We start from the raw sequence: 13,505 nt of genomic DNA, 5'->3' as shown, positions 1-13,505 counted from the left end.
ATCGGTCGGGCCATAAGATGAGATGTATTATCCACTTAAAGTCAAGCTGAAACCGTGCGCCCGATAGCCGTCTCCACTTCTTCCCGTCCCGTGATATCGCTGACCATCGCGTTGTGGGCCGCCCTGACGGCTGCCGTCGTCGCAAGCGTGGCGCTTGGATACCGGCAATATTCGCCGGCCGCGATCTGGAGCGCGATCTTTGCCTTCGACGGCTCGGAAAGCGCTGTCGTTATAACCACGCTGCGCATCCCCCGCGCCCTTCTCGCACCGCTTGTGGGCGCTGCTCTCGGGGTCGCAGGCGTCTTGACCCAGACGCTGGCGCGCAACCGCATCGCTTCGCCGGATACGCTCGGCATCAATGGTGGTGCCGCGCTCGCAGTGGTCGCTTCGAGCGTCTGGTTCGGGGTCGGTTCGGTCCCCGGGATGTCGGCCGCTGCCATCTCCGGCGCGTTCGCCACCAGCCTGCTCGTCTTCGGCGTCGCCGCCAGCTCCGGCGGGTTTTCGCCGATCCGCATCGTTCTGGTCGGCGTCACCGTCGGCGGCCTCGGCTATTCGATCGTCCAGATCATCCTGACCACCAACGAAGCCCAGCTCAAGGAGCTGCTCTTCTGGCTGACGGGCTCGTTCGCCGATCGCCCGATCGCCTTTGCCCTCGGCGGCGCGCCCGTGGTTTTGGCAGGCTTAGCGGTCGCATGGATGCTCGCGCAGCCGCTCGATGCGCTGCAGGCCGACGATACGACGGCAGCAAATCTCGGTGTGCCGCTCGTTGTAGTGCGCTGGACCGGCTTCCTCACCATCTCGCTGCTGACCGGCGCCGGCGTCTGCATGGCAGGCCCGGTCGGCTTCGTCGGTTTCGTCGTGCCGCATGTGGCCAGACGCTTCGTCGGCCTCAGTCATCGCAGACTCATCGTCACCTCGGCGCTGATCGGCGCGATCTACGCGACGGCGGCCGATGTTCTCGCGCGGTTCATCATCTATCCGGCCGAAGCGCCCGTCGGCGCAATCACCTCGACCGTCGGCGGCGTGGTTCTGCTGGTCCTCCTCAAGCGGAGGGCCGCATGATGCCTCCCGCCGATTCGCTCGCCGTCTCCAGAGCGCCGCTGACGCTGGCGGCAATCATCCTTCTGTTCGTGACCCTCGCTTTGACGGGGATCGCGTTCGGGTCGACCTGGATCCCGTTTGCCCAGGTGTGGGAGGTGCTTCTCGGCGCGAACATCCGCGGCAAGACAGTGATCATCCTGCAGTTCCGCCTGCCCCGCGTGGTGATCGCCGCTCTGGCGGGCGGCGGCTTTGCGGTCGCCGGATATCTGCTGCAGCGCGTCACCCGCAATGAACTCGCCTCGCCCGGCATACTCGGCGTCGTCGATGGCGCAGCGCTTGCAGTCGTCTGCTTCCTCGCCGCGCTCTCCAACGAATCCAACGCGCTGGTCACCTCGGTCGCCTATCAGCCGGTCGCCGCCGTCACCGGATCGATCCTCGCGATCTCGGTCGTCTTCGCATTCGCCGGCAGGCAGGCGGCGTCGGCGATCCGCCTGCTGCTCTTCGGCACCGCCGTCGCCGCGGTTTTGAAATCGTTGACCGTTATCGCCATGCTGGTCGGGCCTGTCTACCAGGCCGGACAGGCGGCGCGCTGGATCGCCGGCGCGGTCAATGAGATCAACTGGAATGAAATCCGCATCACCGCGATCGGCATGCTTCCGCTCGTGTTCATCGTACTGATCGTGGCGCGCAGGCTGCCGCCGGCCGATCTCGACGAGATATCGGCAAGGAGCGTCGGCCTCAACCTGCCGAGCTTCCGCATCCATATTTTCGTCCTTGCCGCGGCCATTACCGCGCTCTCGGCCGCCTTCGTCGGCGGCGTCGGCTTCATCGGCCTGATGGCGCCGCACCTCGCGCGCCGGCTGATGGGGCGGACCGTCCACTTCGGCCTCCTCGGCAGCTTCTTTATCGGCGCCTCGATGCTGGTCGGCGCGGATCTCCTCGTCCGGCTGCTGTTTTCGCCGACCGAAGTGCCCGCCGGAACTGTTCCCGCCGTCATCGGCGCTCCCTACTTCCTCTATCTCCTGATGAGAAACCAGCGCCATGACTGACGCCGTCGCCATCGACAACGTGATATCGATCGAAGAGCTCAGCCTCGATTACGGCAAGCTCAACGTCCTCCATTCCCTGTCGCTCGCCATCCCCAGAGGCAAGATCACGGTGCTCGCCGGCGCAAACGGCTGCGGCAAGTCCACACTGCTCCGGGCAATCCGCAGGCTGCACAAGCCGAGCAAAGGCCATATCCTCCTCGAAGAGTTGAACCTTCACAGCCTCGGCGAAAAGGCGCTTGCCCGGAAAATCGGACTGCTGACCCAGAGCCCTTCGGCGCCCGAAGACATGACGGTGCAGGAGCTCGTGCGCCTCGGCCGTTACCCGCACCAGACGCTGCTGCAGCCCTGGAGCGCCGGCGATGGAGAGGCGATCGAGCAGGCGATGGCCGGCACCGGCGTCGGGCATCTGCGTGATCGCCGGCTCGGCTCCCTCTCGGGAGGGCAATTGCAGCGCGCGTGGATTGCGATGGTACTGGCGCAGGAGACCGACATCATCTGCCTGGACGAGCCGGTCAACCATCTCGACCTCGCCCACCAGCTCGAATGCCTGGAGCTGGTCCATCGTCTCAAGGAACGGTTCGGCAGAACCGTGGTGCTCGTCCTGCACGACCTCAATCTCGCAGCGCGCTTCGGGGATTGGCTGGTCTTCCTCAAAGGTGGCAAGATCGTCGCCACCGGTGCGCCGGCCGACCTCGTCACCGAGGAGAGGGTGGCCGAGGTCTTCGGCGTGCAGGCGAGGATCATTACCGATCCGGTCCATGGCCGGCCGCTTTGCATTCCGCTTCGCCTTGCCGAAAAATCGCTCGCGTGAGACAAAGCGGCGGAACCAGTGAAATCCCGCTGCCCGCTATCAACCCTCGACGATCAGCTGGCTTAGCTCGCCGTTCGATCTATCGAGTTCGTCCAACACCTTAACGACCCGTTCCTCCTCGCTCAGGATGCACTCGCCGGCCTCGATCCATCCGGGCTCGACAATTGCGGCAGCTCGCATTGGAGATGATCAACGCCAAGAGTGGTGAAGTCAGCGCCCAGTCCCCGGCCATGCCGACCCAGATGTCGGAAGGCTGGATTGCCGTCGTGGGAGACTTTTTTCAACAACAGGAACACGTCCTCGCAAGAGGTTCAAAGACGCTTGCATGACCTGCTGATGCAGCGCTGAGAGCGGCCCACTCCACACATGCGACAGTGCAGCGAATATCCACTATTCGCAAACATGTCCGATAAGCGCAGCAAACGCCGCGTCGGCAGCGCATCTTCTACCGGGAACCGAGAAATTAACAAACCCTCAAGTCTTCTCGATACATCTTGCCTTTGCTATTTTTTCTTGCGTCACGGTGTTTTTTGAAGTCGGCCCTTTCATTACGTGATCGAATTATTCGCGCCCTTCGCAGTCTCGGAAGGGACAGGGGCGGCAACGTCGCGATCGTCGTCGCCCTCAGCCTCCTGCCGATGCTCGTCGCCGTCGGCGCGAGCTTCGACTATATTCGCAGCTACAATGTCCGGCAGCGGATGCAGAGCGACCTCGACGCCGCCCTGATCGCCGCGGTCAAGCAGATCAACAACACCGAGGACACCGACGCTCTCAAGGAGAAGGTTGCCGACTGGTTCCATGCGCAGGTGGACAACAGCTACACGCTTGGTGATATCGACATCGATACCATGAACCACAACATCACGGCGACGGCCAACGGCACCGTTCCGACGACGTTCATGAAGATCGCCAACATCGAGACCGTTCCCGTCAGCGTGGCGAGCGCCGTCAAGGGGCCGGCCACGTCCTATCTCAATGTCTATATCGTCATCGACACATCGCCATCGATGCTGCTGGCGGCAACGACGTCAGGTCAGTCGGCCATGTATGCCGGCATCAAATGCCAATTCGCCTGCCATACTGGCGATTCACACACCATCGGCAAGACGACATATGCCACCAATTACGACTACAGCAAGGAAAAGAAGATAAAGCTGCGCGCCGACGTCGCTGGTGACGCCGTGCGCGAAGTGCTCGACATGATCGACGAATCCGACGAGAATCATGAACGCATCAAGGTGGGGCTTTACAGCCTGGGGGATACGCTTTCGGAGGTTCTGGCGCCGACGCTGAGCACGGATACGGCTCGCACCCGCCTCGCGGACAGCAGCTACGGCCTTACCAGCGCAACCTCGAAGGCCGCCACCTATTTCGACGTCTCACTTGCGACGCTCAAGCAGAAAGTCGGCGCCGGAGGGGACGGAACCTCCTCGGGCTCGCCGCTCAAGCTGGTTCTCCTGCTGACGGACGGCGTCCAGTCGCAGCGCGAATGGGTGACGAATGGCTCAAAATACTGGCCTAAAGTGGCGCCCCTCAACCCCGCTTGGTGCGACTACCTGAAAAATCAATCCAATACGATGGCCGTTCTCTACACCGAATATCTGCCGATCACCACGGACTGGGGCTATAACGCAACCGTCGGCTCGACCATGGCAAGCGCCAACTGGAAGAGCACCTGGGGCGGCACCATGAACAGCGGCGTGTCGACCAGCATTACCAGACGGGATTATATCCCCTACGCGCTTGGCGACTGCGCGTCGTCGAAGAGCCTGTTCATATCGGCATCGTCATCGACGGAGATCACGGCAGGCCTGTCGACGCTCTTCACCCAATATCTCTCTTCCGTCCGGCTGACTCAATGACCGCAAGAAAACGCTTTGCATCGCTTCGCCGCCTGCTCGGCGATCGCAAGGGGGTGGCCGCGATCGAATTTGCGATCCTGGCCCTGCCGCTCTTCATCATGATCTTCGGCATTATCGAAGTGTCGCTGATGTTCTTCGTCAACTCCGCGCTGGACGCTTCGGTTCACAAGATCTCCCGAATGATCCGCACCGGCGAGGTCGCGTCCACGAAGATCACCCTGGCCGGGTTCAAGACCAAGATTTGCGACGACATGCTTCTGTCCTTCAGCTGCTCCGACGGTCTCGTCGTCAAGGTGAGCGTGCTTTCCGACTTGTCGTCCGCCACCGCCACGGATCCTATCGACAATAGCGGCAATCTGGCCGTCACCGAGACCTATGATATTGGCAAGGGCAGCGACTACATTCTGGTGCAGGCATTCCTACCCTGGGCAGCGACCGTCAATTTCTTCAGCCTGTCGGGCGCCAAGCTTTCGGACGGACGCTATCTCCTCGGATCCTCCGCTCTGTTCCGCAATGAGCCCTTCTGACATGATCATGAAACGGAGCCTCGCTCTTCTCGCCTTCGCCCGATCTCGCATCCGCCGGTTCGCACGTGACCGTTCGGCCGCCTCGGGCGTGGAATTCGCTTTGGTGCTGCCGATCCTGATCATGCTCTTGTTCGGCACGGCCGATCTCGGCCATGCCCTAACCGTCAGCCGCAAGATAGACGAGATCGCTGCCAGCGCAGGCGATATGATTGCGCAGCAGAGCACCTGGACTCAGACCGACGTCGCCAAGCTTCTTTCCGGCGCGAGCTTCATACTGCAGCCCTATGACACCACTGGGCTGACGATCACGATCACAGTCAATGATGTCGACAACAGCGGCAAGGCGACCGTCAACTGGTCCGCCGCGCTCAACACATCGTCGCTCGGCTCCGGCACGGCAAGCGCGATCGACATACCGGCAAAGATCCAGGAGGCGGGCGTCCAGGTCGTGCTGACGCGGGTGCAATACACATTGACGACACCGGTATCGGCGTTTTTCTCGAACTTCACCGGGCAGAACGGCTACAGCTTCGACCATCATTTCTTCAATCGCCCGCGCGTGAGCGACACGATCAGCTACAACTAGTCTCCTGCTATCGGATAGGTGGATTATGAGATCCACGCCGCTTGTCGTCACGTCGATAATCGTGCATTGCGGGCGGGTTGGCCGGTTGGCTTCTCAAGGCACATGCAATGAGTTCCAGCGCTTCGCCCTGTCGCAGGCCGATAACCCTGAGACCGAAGACGAGCTGGTCGTCGACACCGCTCACCCGCGCAATCTGCTGCAGCTCAATTTCGAGGGACCTAAGAAGGCTCGGCTCTGGCTGCGCAGCTACGACTATCATTACAGCCTCTACTTGAGCGGCCCGCGGAGATCGGACCGGCTCACCCAGAGAGCTTGACGATGCCGTAGGGATTGAACTTGAACTCGTCCACTTCATAGATGGAATCGAAGGAGAGGCTTGCGCCGCGCGCCTTGAGCGTCGGATCGAAACCCTGCTTGGCGATCTCGTCGGCAACCGCATCCATGATGGCAACGACCTGCCTTTCGCTGCCTGATGTCTCCGGCACATAGACTTCCGGCAGCCCCACGAGATGGAAGCCGACGCTCTCCAGATATCCCCGCGCCGAGAGCGGCCGCTTCGCGAAGGCCAGGCGGCCGATGCGCTGCTGGGCGAGCGGATCGCCGGCCTTCTGCGCGCCGGCGGCCTGGCCGATCAGCGCTCTCCATCGGTCCAAGCCATGCGCGATGCCGGCGCTTTCGCCCTTGACGGCAACCGCTCCCGCTTCGATCAGCCGCTCGACGAGACGCAGGGCCGTCATCGACACCTTGACGGTTTCTGCCTGCGCCATGCTCGGCCCGAGGACATAGAGGACGGATTGGTGATCGGCGACGGCTTTCTCGTCCGCCTCGTCCCACGCATGGGGTTCGACCCGATCCCAGCAGACATCGAATGACCGGCTCATGCGGTCATCCGGCTCTGCCTGCGAATAATCCTCGTCGATGCTGAATCCGGTGGCGAAGTCACGAATTGCTTGGCCTGCCGCCTCGGACAAGCGGCTGAGATCGCGATCTCTCCCGAGAAAACACAGGACATGCCGTGGCGTCACCGACGATGCCTCCTCCTGGGTCACCGTTTCCGGGCTGGCTTCCCCAGCGAAAGACGGTTTCCAACCCATCAGGGCCCAAAGGGACCCCAAAAGCGAGCGCCGCAGGATATGCACGTTTGATGCCTCCGTCCGGTCGAATGTTTACAGCTTCCGCTTGTAAACATATTGCGCCGGAAACGAAAGCGGGATCGTTGAGGCCGCGGACGCCGTTGTACATTTCGCCTGTCGGCGGTCGCGTGCCTTTGCTATGAACGCGCATAGGCGTCTGCTGATCTCGTGGACGATTCCTTTCCTCAAGGGGCTCGGCTTTTCAGGCCACCGCCTGCGCGCCGGTGATCTCCACCAGCGAACCGCACATGAAAGCCGCTTCATCCGATGCTAGGAAAGCGACGAGCGCCGCCACCTCCTCCGGCTTGCCGATGCGGCCGAATGGGACGAGCTTGTCGAGATCGGCGATCGTCCGGCCGGAACGTATGACGCCGGCCTCCAGCATCGGCGTGTGGATTTCGCCGGGGCAGACGGCATTGACCCTCACCTTGTCGGGTGCATAGTCGCGGGCAAGGTTCTGGGTGAAGGCGGCGACGGCCGCCTTGGTCGTGTTGTAGGCGATATGGTTCGGCGCCGGGTAGAGCCCCCATTGCGAGGCGGTGTTGACGATCGCTCCGCCGCCGGCGGCGATCATATGCGGCAAGGCCGCGCGGCAGAGATGGAACATCGAATCCAGATTGACCGCGAAGCTCACCTGCCAGTCTTCGTCCGACAGCGACAGCAGGTTTCCGCGCCGGTTGATGCCGGCATTGTTGACTAATACATCCAGCCGCCCCTTGATCGCAAAGGCCTTCTCGATAAGGTCGAAGCTGTCGAACTTCCGGGAGATGTCGGCCGAAAGGGCGGTCGCCGATCCGCCCGCAGCCTCAATGAGCGAGGCGACTTCAGCCGCGGCCTGCGCGTTGGCATCCGTCACCACGACCAAGGCGCCCTCGCCGGCAAGCCTCTTCGAAATGGCCGAGCCTATGCCGCCGCCGCCGCCCGTGACGACCGCGACCTTGCCATGGAACCTTTTCATCCAAGATCTCCTATCTGATGTAGCTGCCGCCATTGACGTCGAATGTCGCCCCGTTGACCGAGGCCTGCGAAGGGCGGAGCACGAAGGACACCAGCTCGGCGACCTCCTCCGTCTCGGCCATCTCTCCGATCGGAATGTCGTCGACCGCAGCATCTTTTCCATGCTTCGCCACGAAATCCTCGGCCATCTCGGTGCGCACCCAGCCCGGAGCAATGGCGACGGCAACGATGCCGTCGCGCCCGAAGCTCCTCGCTATCGACTTGGTGAGATTGATCAGTGCCGCCTTCGTCGCGCCGTATGGCATGGCGTCGGCGGCATAGCCGCGCTGGCCGGCGCGGCTGGCCATATTGACGATCCGCCCGCCGCCATTTTGCTTAAAATGCACGAGGGCTTGCTTGCAGAGGTCCGCCGCCGCGAAGAAGTTCACCTGAAACTCCTTCTGCCAGGCGGCCCGCCAGTCTGTGGGATCGGCATCGACCGAAACCTCGGTGCGTATGCCGGCATTGTTGACGACGGCATGGATGCGTCCCGCGACTGCGAGCGCGTCGCGCCAGAGCGTGAAGGCGCCGTCCGGGCTGGAGAGATCGGCCTGGACGATCAGGCCGTCGCCGCCGATCTTGTGAAGCAGGGCTCGCGCCCTCTCTCTGTCGCGCGCGTAGTGGATGACGGGCCGCGCGCCTTCCGCAGACAAGCGCTGGACGATGGCGGCGCCGATCCCGCCCGAAGCTCCCGTCACAAGAACGGTCTGGCCGGCGAGTGATTGAACGTGAGACATGCTGGGCTCCTAACCGAGCAAATCGACCTGAGGACCCCAGGTATCGGACAGCGCGAACCCCCTGGCGAACGGGTCGTCGCCGGAGATGCGAAGCTGTTCGCGGCCATAGACGAAGGCCCGGCCTGATATTCTCGGCAACACGGCACGGCGGCCGCCAACTTCGGTCTCGCCAATCGCCTCGGCGAGAAACTCGCCGCCGATGATCGACCGCGACGTTCTGTTGTCGCCGACAGCAACTTCACCGCGGGCGTAGAGTGCCGCAAGGTTCGCCGAACTGCCGGTTCCGCAGGGTGAGCGGTCGACGCGGCCGGGCTGCAGCGTTGTGCAGGTTCTCACCGCGCCATCGGCTTCGCGTCCACGGAACATCACGTAAGCGATCTCATCGACGCCGCTCAGCAGGGGATGGGCGACAGAAACCTGATCTGCTAGCAGCGACTTGAGCTCAATCCCCGCCTCCGCCAGCAGCCGGGCGTTGGCAGGCGTTATATCGAGACCAAGCTGATCGACATCGACAAGCGCATAATAGACGCCGCCGAAAGCGACGTCGATTTTGACGCGGCCCCATTTCGGCGTCTCCACCTCCCGGTCCAGCGCCTCAGCAAAACTCGGCACATTGTCGAGGCTGACGGAGAGGCAGCGGCCGTCGCGGCAGGCGGCGCGCGCAACGATGAGACCGGCCGGCGTGTCGAGCCGCACCACCGTCTCCGGCTCCGACATCGCAACCCGGCCGCTCTCGAGAAGAGCGGTGACCACACAGATGCAGTTGCTGCCGGACATGGGATGGGCGCGGTCGGCCTGAAGAACGATGAAGCCGCCATCCGTATCGGGGCGCGTCGGTGCGACCAGCAGGTTCACCGACATCGCAACGTTGGCGCGCGGCTCGAAGGTTACGAAGCGGCGCAGGCTGTCGTCGACCGTATTGATGTGGTTCATCTTGTCCAGCATCGTCGCGCCCGGTATCTCTGGCGCACCCGACATGATGACCTTGCCGATCTCGCCCTGGCAGTGCACCTGCAGCAGGTCGAGGCTCCAGTCCCAGTTCATTCGGCCGCCTCCGGCTTGAGGTACCAGCCCCAGGGATCTTCGCTGACGAAGCGGGTGATCTGCTTGGTTTCGAGATAGTTGTCGAGGCCCCAGCGGCCAAGTTCGCGGCCGATGCCGGATTCCTTGTAGCCGCCCCAGGGCGCTTCGGTGAATGTTGGCTGCGAGCAATTGATCCAGACGATCCCGGCGCGGAAGGCGGCCGCCACGCGCTCGGCTCTGACGTCGTCCGTCGACATGACGGCCGCGGCAAGGCCGAAGCGGGAATTATTGGCGAGTTCAATCGCCTCCTCCTCCGTCTTGAACGGCCGGATGCAGACGACGGGGCCAAAAATCTCCTCCACCCAGGCGGCGCTGTCGAGCGGGACGTCGGTCAGAACGGTCGGCTGGAGGTAATAGCCCTTGTCGAATCCTTCCGGGCGCGCTCCGCCGCAGGCAATTGTCGCACCTGCCTGCCGTGCCGCTTCAATCGCCGCGACCACCTGCTCATGCTGGCGCTTGGAAACCAGCGGCCCGAGGAGCACGCCCTCGTCCAGACCGTTGCCGATCTTGATCTTCTTCGTTTCTTGGACAAGGCGCGCAAGCAGCCGTCCGAAGATGCTGTCCTGCACGAGGACCCTTGACGTCGCAGAGCAGACTTGGCCCTGGTTCCAGAAGATGCCGAACATGATCCATTCGACCGCCGCGTCGACATCGGCGTCTTCGAAGACGACGAAGGGCGACTTGCCCCCGAGCTCCAGGCTGACACGCTTGATGTCGCGAGCGGCGGCAGCCATGATCTTCGAGCCGACCGATCCGGAGCCGGTAAAGGCGAGCTTGTCCACCCCCTTGTGATCGATGATCGCCTGCCCGGCAACGGACCCCGCCCCCGTGACGATATTGAGCACGCCGGGCGGCAGCCCGGCCTCGTCGGCGACCGCCGCCAGTTCGAGCGCCGTCAGCGACGTCAGCTCGGCAGGCTTCAAAACGACGGTGCAGCCGGCGGCAAGGGCCGGGGCAACCTTCCAGGCCGCCATCAGCAGCGGATAATTCCAGGGAATGATCGCGCCGGCGACGCCAAGCGGCTCGCGCACCGCCTTGGAGGTGAAGCGTGCGTCGGGCAGCGCAATCGTCTCCTCGGGATTGTTGTCGAGTTGTTCGGCGAGCTCCGCATAGAAATCGAAGCACGCCGCCGCGTCGGCGACATCCCAATCGGCCTCCGGCAAGGGCTTGCCGTTGTCGAGAACTTCGAGGCGCGCGATGTCGGCCTGGCGGGCGCGGATGCCCTCGGCGATGGCGCGGAGATATCGGGCGCGCTGGGCGCCGGACAATTTCGGCCAGCCGTCCTTGTCGAAGGCGCGGCGCGCCGCCTTGACGGCGAGATCGACATCTTCCGCCGTCGCGGCTCCGATCGTCTGGATCACCTCTTCGGTCGCCGGGTTTGTCACGGTACAGGCGCCGCCCTTGACCGGCTTCACCCATTGTCCGTCGATATAAAGTTCGCTTCGCATGTTCACTCCCTTTCTCCTTGCGCCGATCCGCTCAGAAGCGGTCGACGCGATAGGGTTTCATGTCTACGGGCGGCGCGATGCCCGTGATGAGATCGGCCATCAGCCGGCCTGTTGTGGCCGCATAGGTGAGGCCGAGATGTCCGTGGCCTGTGGCGTACCAGACGTTGCGGCACTTGGCGGAAGGTCCCATGACCGGCACGGTGTCGGGCAGCGCCGGGCGATGGCCCATCCACTCCGACGTTCGTCCGGTTTTCAGCTCCGGCAATGCCTCCCGAGCCCGCTTCACCAAGATCTTTGCCCGCCGGTAATCCGCAGGCGCATCTAGGCCGGCCATCTCTACCGTGCCGCCGACGCGGATGCCGCCGGCCGTCGGCGTGACCATGAAGGCGCGCGCCGGCCAGATGATCGAATGGCGCATGGAAATTCCGGGGTCCATGATCTGCGTGTGATAGCCGCGCTCGGTTTCGAGCGGGATATGCTCGCACAGCAGAGCCGAAAGCCGGGCGGTGAAGGCGCCGGCTGCGAGTACGATTCTCTCCACCGCAACGCTTCGCCCATCCGCCAGGCGAAGCGCGGAGACACCGGCCTCGCTTTGCTCGAAGCCGGCGACGTCACCCTGAACGATCCTCCCGCCGAGCGCCTCGAACCTCTCGGAGAGGGCGGTGACGAGCTTATACGGATCTGATATCGACCGGTTGTCGGGGAAGAGCACCGCCTTGCCGATCTTCGTCGTCAACTCGGGTTCCAGGTCGCGGATGGCATTGCCGCCAAGGATTTCGTGCCGGAAGCCGAAGCGCGCGAGGATGTCGATATGCTCGCGGTCGGCCTTGAACTCCGCCTTGTCGGCATAGAGGCTGAGGCACCCCTCGGCCGTCAGCATCTGAGTGAGGCCAGCCTGCTTCAAAAGCACGTCAAGATCTTCGTGGACGCGCCGGCAGAGCACGGCGCCGGCGGCCTCGAGCTCCCGCAGCTTCGACGGGCGACTTGCGGCCAGGAACCTTAGGAACCAGGGCACCAGTTTCGGCATGTAGGCGGGCCGGATACGCACCGGCCCCTCCGGGTCGAGCAGCCATTTCGGCATCTGCGCCCAGATGCCCGGCCGCGAGGCCGGCATGAATTCGGTGACGGCGATGCTCGCCATATTGCCGTACGAGGCGCCGCGGCCCGGCGCCGCCTTGTCGAGCAAGGTGACGACGTTTCCACGGCGCTGGAGTTCATAGGCAATAGTGACGCCGATGATGCCGGCGCCGACGACCACGATGGAAGACACGCGAACCTCGCAAATTCGGGATCTCCGGGGCGGGCTCGGCCGCCCCAGTCTATTCCTTGTTACCAGTTCAGAATCGGCTCCATAGCCGCCCGGAATTCCGCCTTTTCCTCCGCCGTCAGTTCGCCGAGCGGCGCACGGCACTGCCCGACCGGCAGGCCCTGAAGTTCGCAGCCATATTTGATCTTCTGCACGAACTTGCCGCTTTCGAGGATGTTCATCGCCCGATAGAGCGTTTTCATCTGCTCGCGCGCCTTGTTCAGATCGCCTGACTTGAACGTGCGGTCGAGATCACAGCAGGCCTTGGCCATGCAGTTCGACGGCCCGCAGATCCAGCTTTCCGCACCCCAGAACATGAAGTCGAGCGCGATATCGTCGGAACCGCTGACGAGCTGGATCTTGCCCTCATAGCGGCTGGCGATGTCGATCGCCCGCTGCAGCACGCCCGAGCTTTCCTTGATGCCGATGACACGTCGATTGTCGGCAAAATGATCCATCAGTTCGAAACTGATGTCGGAACCATCCTTGGCTGGATAGGAATAGAGGACGAGGTTCACATCGACGGCGCAGAGCACGGCTTCATAGTGCTTGATGAGCTCCGCTTGGGTCGGGCGGGTATAGAATGGCGGCGCCAGCAGGACCGTGTCATAGCCGATGTCTCTCGCCAGCGCCGTCTGCTCGATCACCTCGCGGGTGGCAGGCGCATTGGTGCCGGCGATCAGAATTTCGCCGGGCCTCGCGAAATCCTTGACGAACTGCAGCACGTCGCGGCGCTCTTCGCTGGATTGGCTGAAATATTCTCCGGTCGACCCGTTCGGAACCCAGCCGGTGACGCCTGCCTCGCGGAGATGGATCAGAAGTCTCTCGAAAGCCTTGAAATCGATCCTGTTGTTGGCATCGAAGGGAGTAATGAGCGCGGGCATGACGCCGGAAAGTTTCATGGAATGTCTCCTGTCCTGGGAACA

15 protein-coding genes are annotated in these 13,505 nt (G+C 63.1%); 7 read left to right on the top strand and 8 right to left on the bottom strand.

Going from position 1 to position 13,505, the window contains the following annotated elements; all coding sequences use genetic code 11:
• Positions 1-54 precede the first annotated feature (54 nt).
• From GA0061105_RS13980 to GA0061105_RS13970, 3 genes are read left to right on the top strand one after another with little or no spacing between them, the layout of a single operon-like run.
• A complete protein-coding gene (locus GA0061105_RS13980; protein ID WP_245304325.1) occupies positions 55-1,062 on the top strand; it encodes a FecCD family ABC transporter permease in 1,008 nt (335 codons plus the stop codon).
• Positions 1,059-2,090: a FecCD family ABC transporter permease gene (locus GA0061105_RS13975; RefSeq protein WP_092750782.1), complete on the top strand. Its 1,032-nt coding sequence runs from the start codon at positions 1,059-1,061 to the stop codon at positions 2,088-2,090. The genes GA0061105_RS13980 and GA0061105_RS13975 overlap by 4 nt, the downstream gene beginning before the upstream one ends.
• Complete coding sequence (locus GA0061105_RS13970; protein WP_092750780.1) at positions 2,083-2,901, top strand: ABC transporter ATP-binding protein; 819 nt, start codon at positions 2,083-2,085, stop codon at positions 2,899-2,901. Before GA0061105_RS13975 ends, GA0061105_RS13970 begins: the two co-directional genes overlap by 8 nt.
• Before the next feature lie 39 nt (positions 2,902-2,940).
• Here GA0061105_RS13970 and GA0061105_RS32835 read toward each other — a convergent pair whose 3' ends face one another.
• Entirely contained in the window at positions 2,941-3,081 is a 141-nt protein-coding gene (locus tag GA0061105_RS32835) for a hypothetical protein (RefSeq protein ID WP_156668651.1), read from the bottom strand.
• A 350-nt stretch (positions 3,082-3,431) separates the two neighbouring features.
• Between GA0061105_RS32835 and GA0061105_RS13960 the strand changes: the two genes are divergently transcribed.
• From GA0061105_RS13960 to GA0061105_RS13945, 4 genes are read left to right on the top strand one after another with little or no spacing between them, the layout of a single operon-like run.
• Entirely contained in the window at positions 3,432-4,763 is a 1,332-nt protein-coding gene (locus GA0061105_RS13960; protein WP_092750779.1) for a TadE/TadG family type IV pilus assembly protein, read from the top strand.
• On the top strand, positions 4,760-5,290 hold the full coding sequence (locus GA0061105_RS13955) for a TadE/TadG family type IV pilus assembly protein (protein ID WP_064696868.1): 531 nt from the start codon (positions 4,760-4,762) through the stop codon (positions 5,288-5,290). The genes GA0061105_RS13960 and GA0061105_RS13955 overlap by 4 nt, the downstream gene beginning before the upstream one ends.
• Position 5,291: 1 nt before the next feature.
• Positions 5,292-5,876, top strand: coding sequence for a TadE/TadG family type IV pilus assembly protein (locus tag GA0061105_RS13950; RefSeq protein WP_092750777.1), 585 nt, complete (start codon positions 5,292-5,294; stop codon positions 5,874-5,876).
• A gap of 25 nt (positions 5,877-5,901) precedes the next feature.
• The gene (locus GA0061105_RS13945) at positions 5,902-6,192 is read left to right on the top strand and encodes a hypothetical protein (protein ID WP_208601646.1); all 291 of its coding nucleotides are present in this window, start codon (positions 5,902-5,904) and stop codon (positions 6,190-6,192) included.
• Here the strand turns inward: GA0061105_RS13945 and GA0061105_RS13940 are convergent.
• The 7 genes from GA0061105_RS13940 to GA0061105_RS13910 all read right to left on the bottom strand — a co-directional run bounded on the left by GA0061105_RS13940 (position 6,176) and on the right by GA0061105_RS13910 (position 13,481).
• Positions 6,176-7,015 carry a hypothetical protein gene (locus GA0061105_RS13940; protein ID WP_092750775.1) on the bottom strand — a complete coding sequence of 280 codons (840 nt, stop codon included), beginning with the start codon at positions 7,013-7,015 and terminating at the stop codon, positions 6,176-6,178. The two genes, GA0061105_RS13945 and GA0061105_RS13940, sit on opposite strands and share 17 nt — an antisense overlap.
• 196 nt (positions 7,016-7,211) lie before the next feature.
• Positions 7,212-7,967: an SDR family NAD(P)-dependent oxidoreductase gene (locus tag GA0061105_RS13935; protein WP_092750773.1), complete on the bottom strand. Its 756-nt coding sequence runs from the start codon at positions 7,965-7,967 to the stop codon at positions 7,212-7,214.
• 10 nt (positions 7,968-7,977) lie between these two features.
• Positions 7,978-8,742, bottom strand: a complete 765-nt coding sequence (locus GA0061105_RS13930; protein ID WP_092750771.1) for an SDR family NAD(P)-dependent oxidoreductase — start codon at positions 8,740-8,742, stop codon at positions 7,978-7,980.
• Positions 8,743-8,751: 9 nt separating this feature from the next.
• Complete coding sequence (locus GA0061105_RS13925) at positions 8,752-9,786, bottom strand: proline racemase family protein (protein ID WP_092750769.1); 1,035 nt, start codon at positions 9,784-9,786, stop codon at positions 8,752-8,754.
• Positions 9,783-11,273: an aldehyde dehydrogenase family protein gene (locus GA0061105_RS13920; RefSeq protein ID WP_092750930.1), complete on the bottom strand. Its 1,491-nt coding sequence runs from the start codon at positions 11,271-11,273 to the stop codon at positions 9,783-9,785. Before GA0061105_RS13920 ends, GA0061105_RS13925 begins: the two co-directional genes overlap by 4 nt.
• 31 nt (positions 11,274-11,304) lie before the next feature.
• Positions 11,305-12,543 (bottom strand): NAD(P)/FAD-dependent oxidoreductase, encoded by a 1,239-nt coding sequence (locus tag GA0061105_RS13915; protein ID WP_092750767.1) that lies wholly within the window; start codon positions 12,541-12,543, stop codon positions 11,305-11,307.
• A 59-nt stretch (positions 12,544-12,602) separates the two neighbouring features.
• Positions 12,603-13,481 (bottom strand): dihydrodipicolinate synthase family protein, encoded by an 879-nt coding sequence (locus tag GA0061105_RS13910; RefSeq protein ID WP_092750765.1) that lies wholly within the window; start codon positions 13,479-13,481, stop codon positions 12,603-12,605.
• Positions 13,482-13,505: the final 24 nt, after the last annotated feature.

The sequence above is a fragment of the Rhizobium aethiopicum genome (assembly GCF_900094625.1).
Taxonomy (GTDB): domain Bacteria; phylum Pseudomonadota; class Alphaproteobacteria; order Rhizobiales; family Rhizobiaceae; genus Rhizobium; species Rhizobium aethiopicum.
This window is presented reverse-complemented; position numbering and strand designations above follow the sequence as displayed.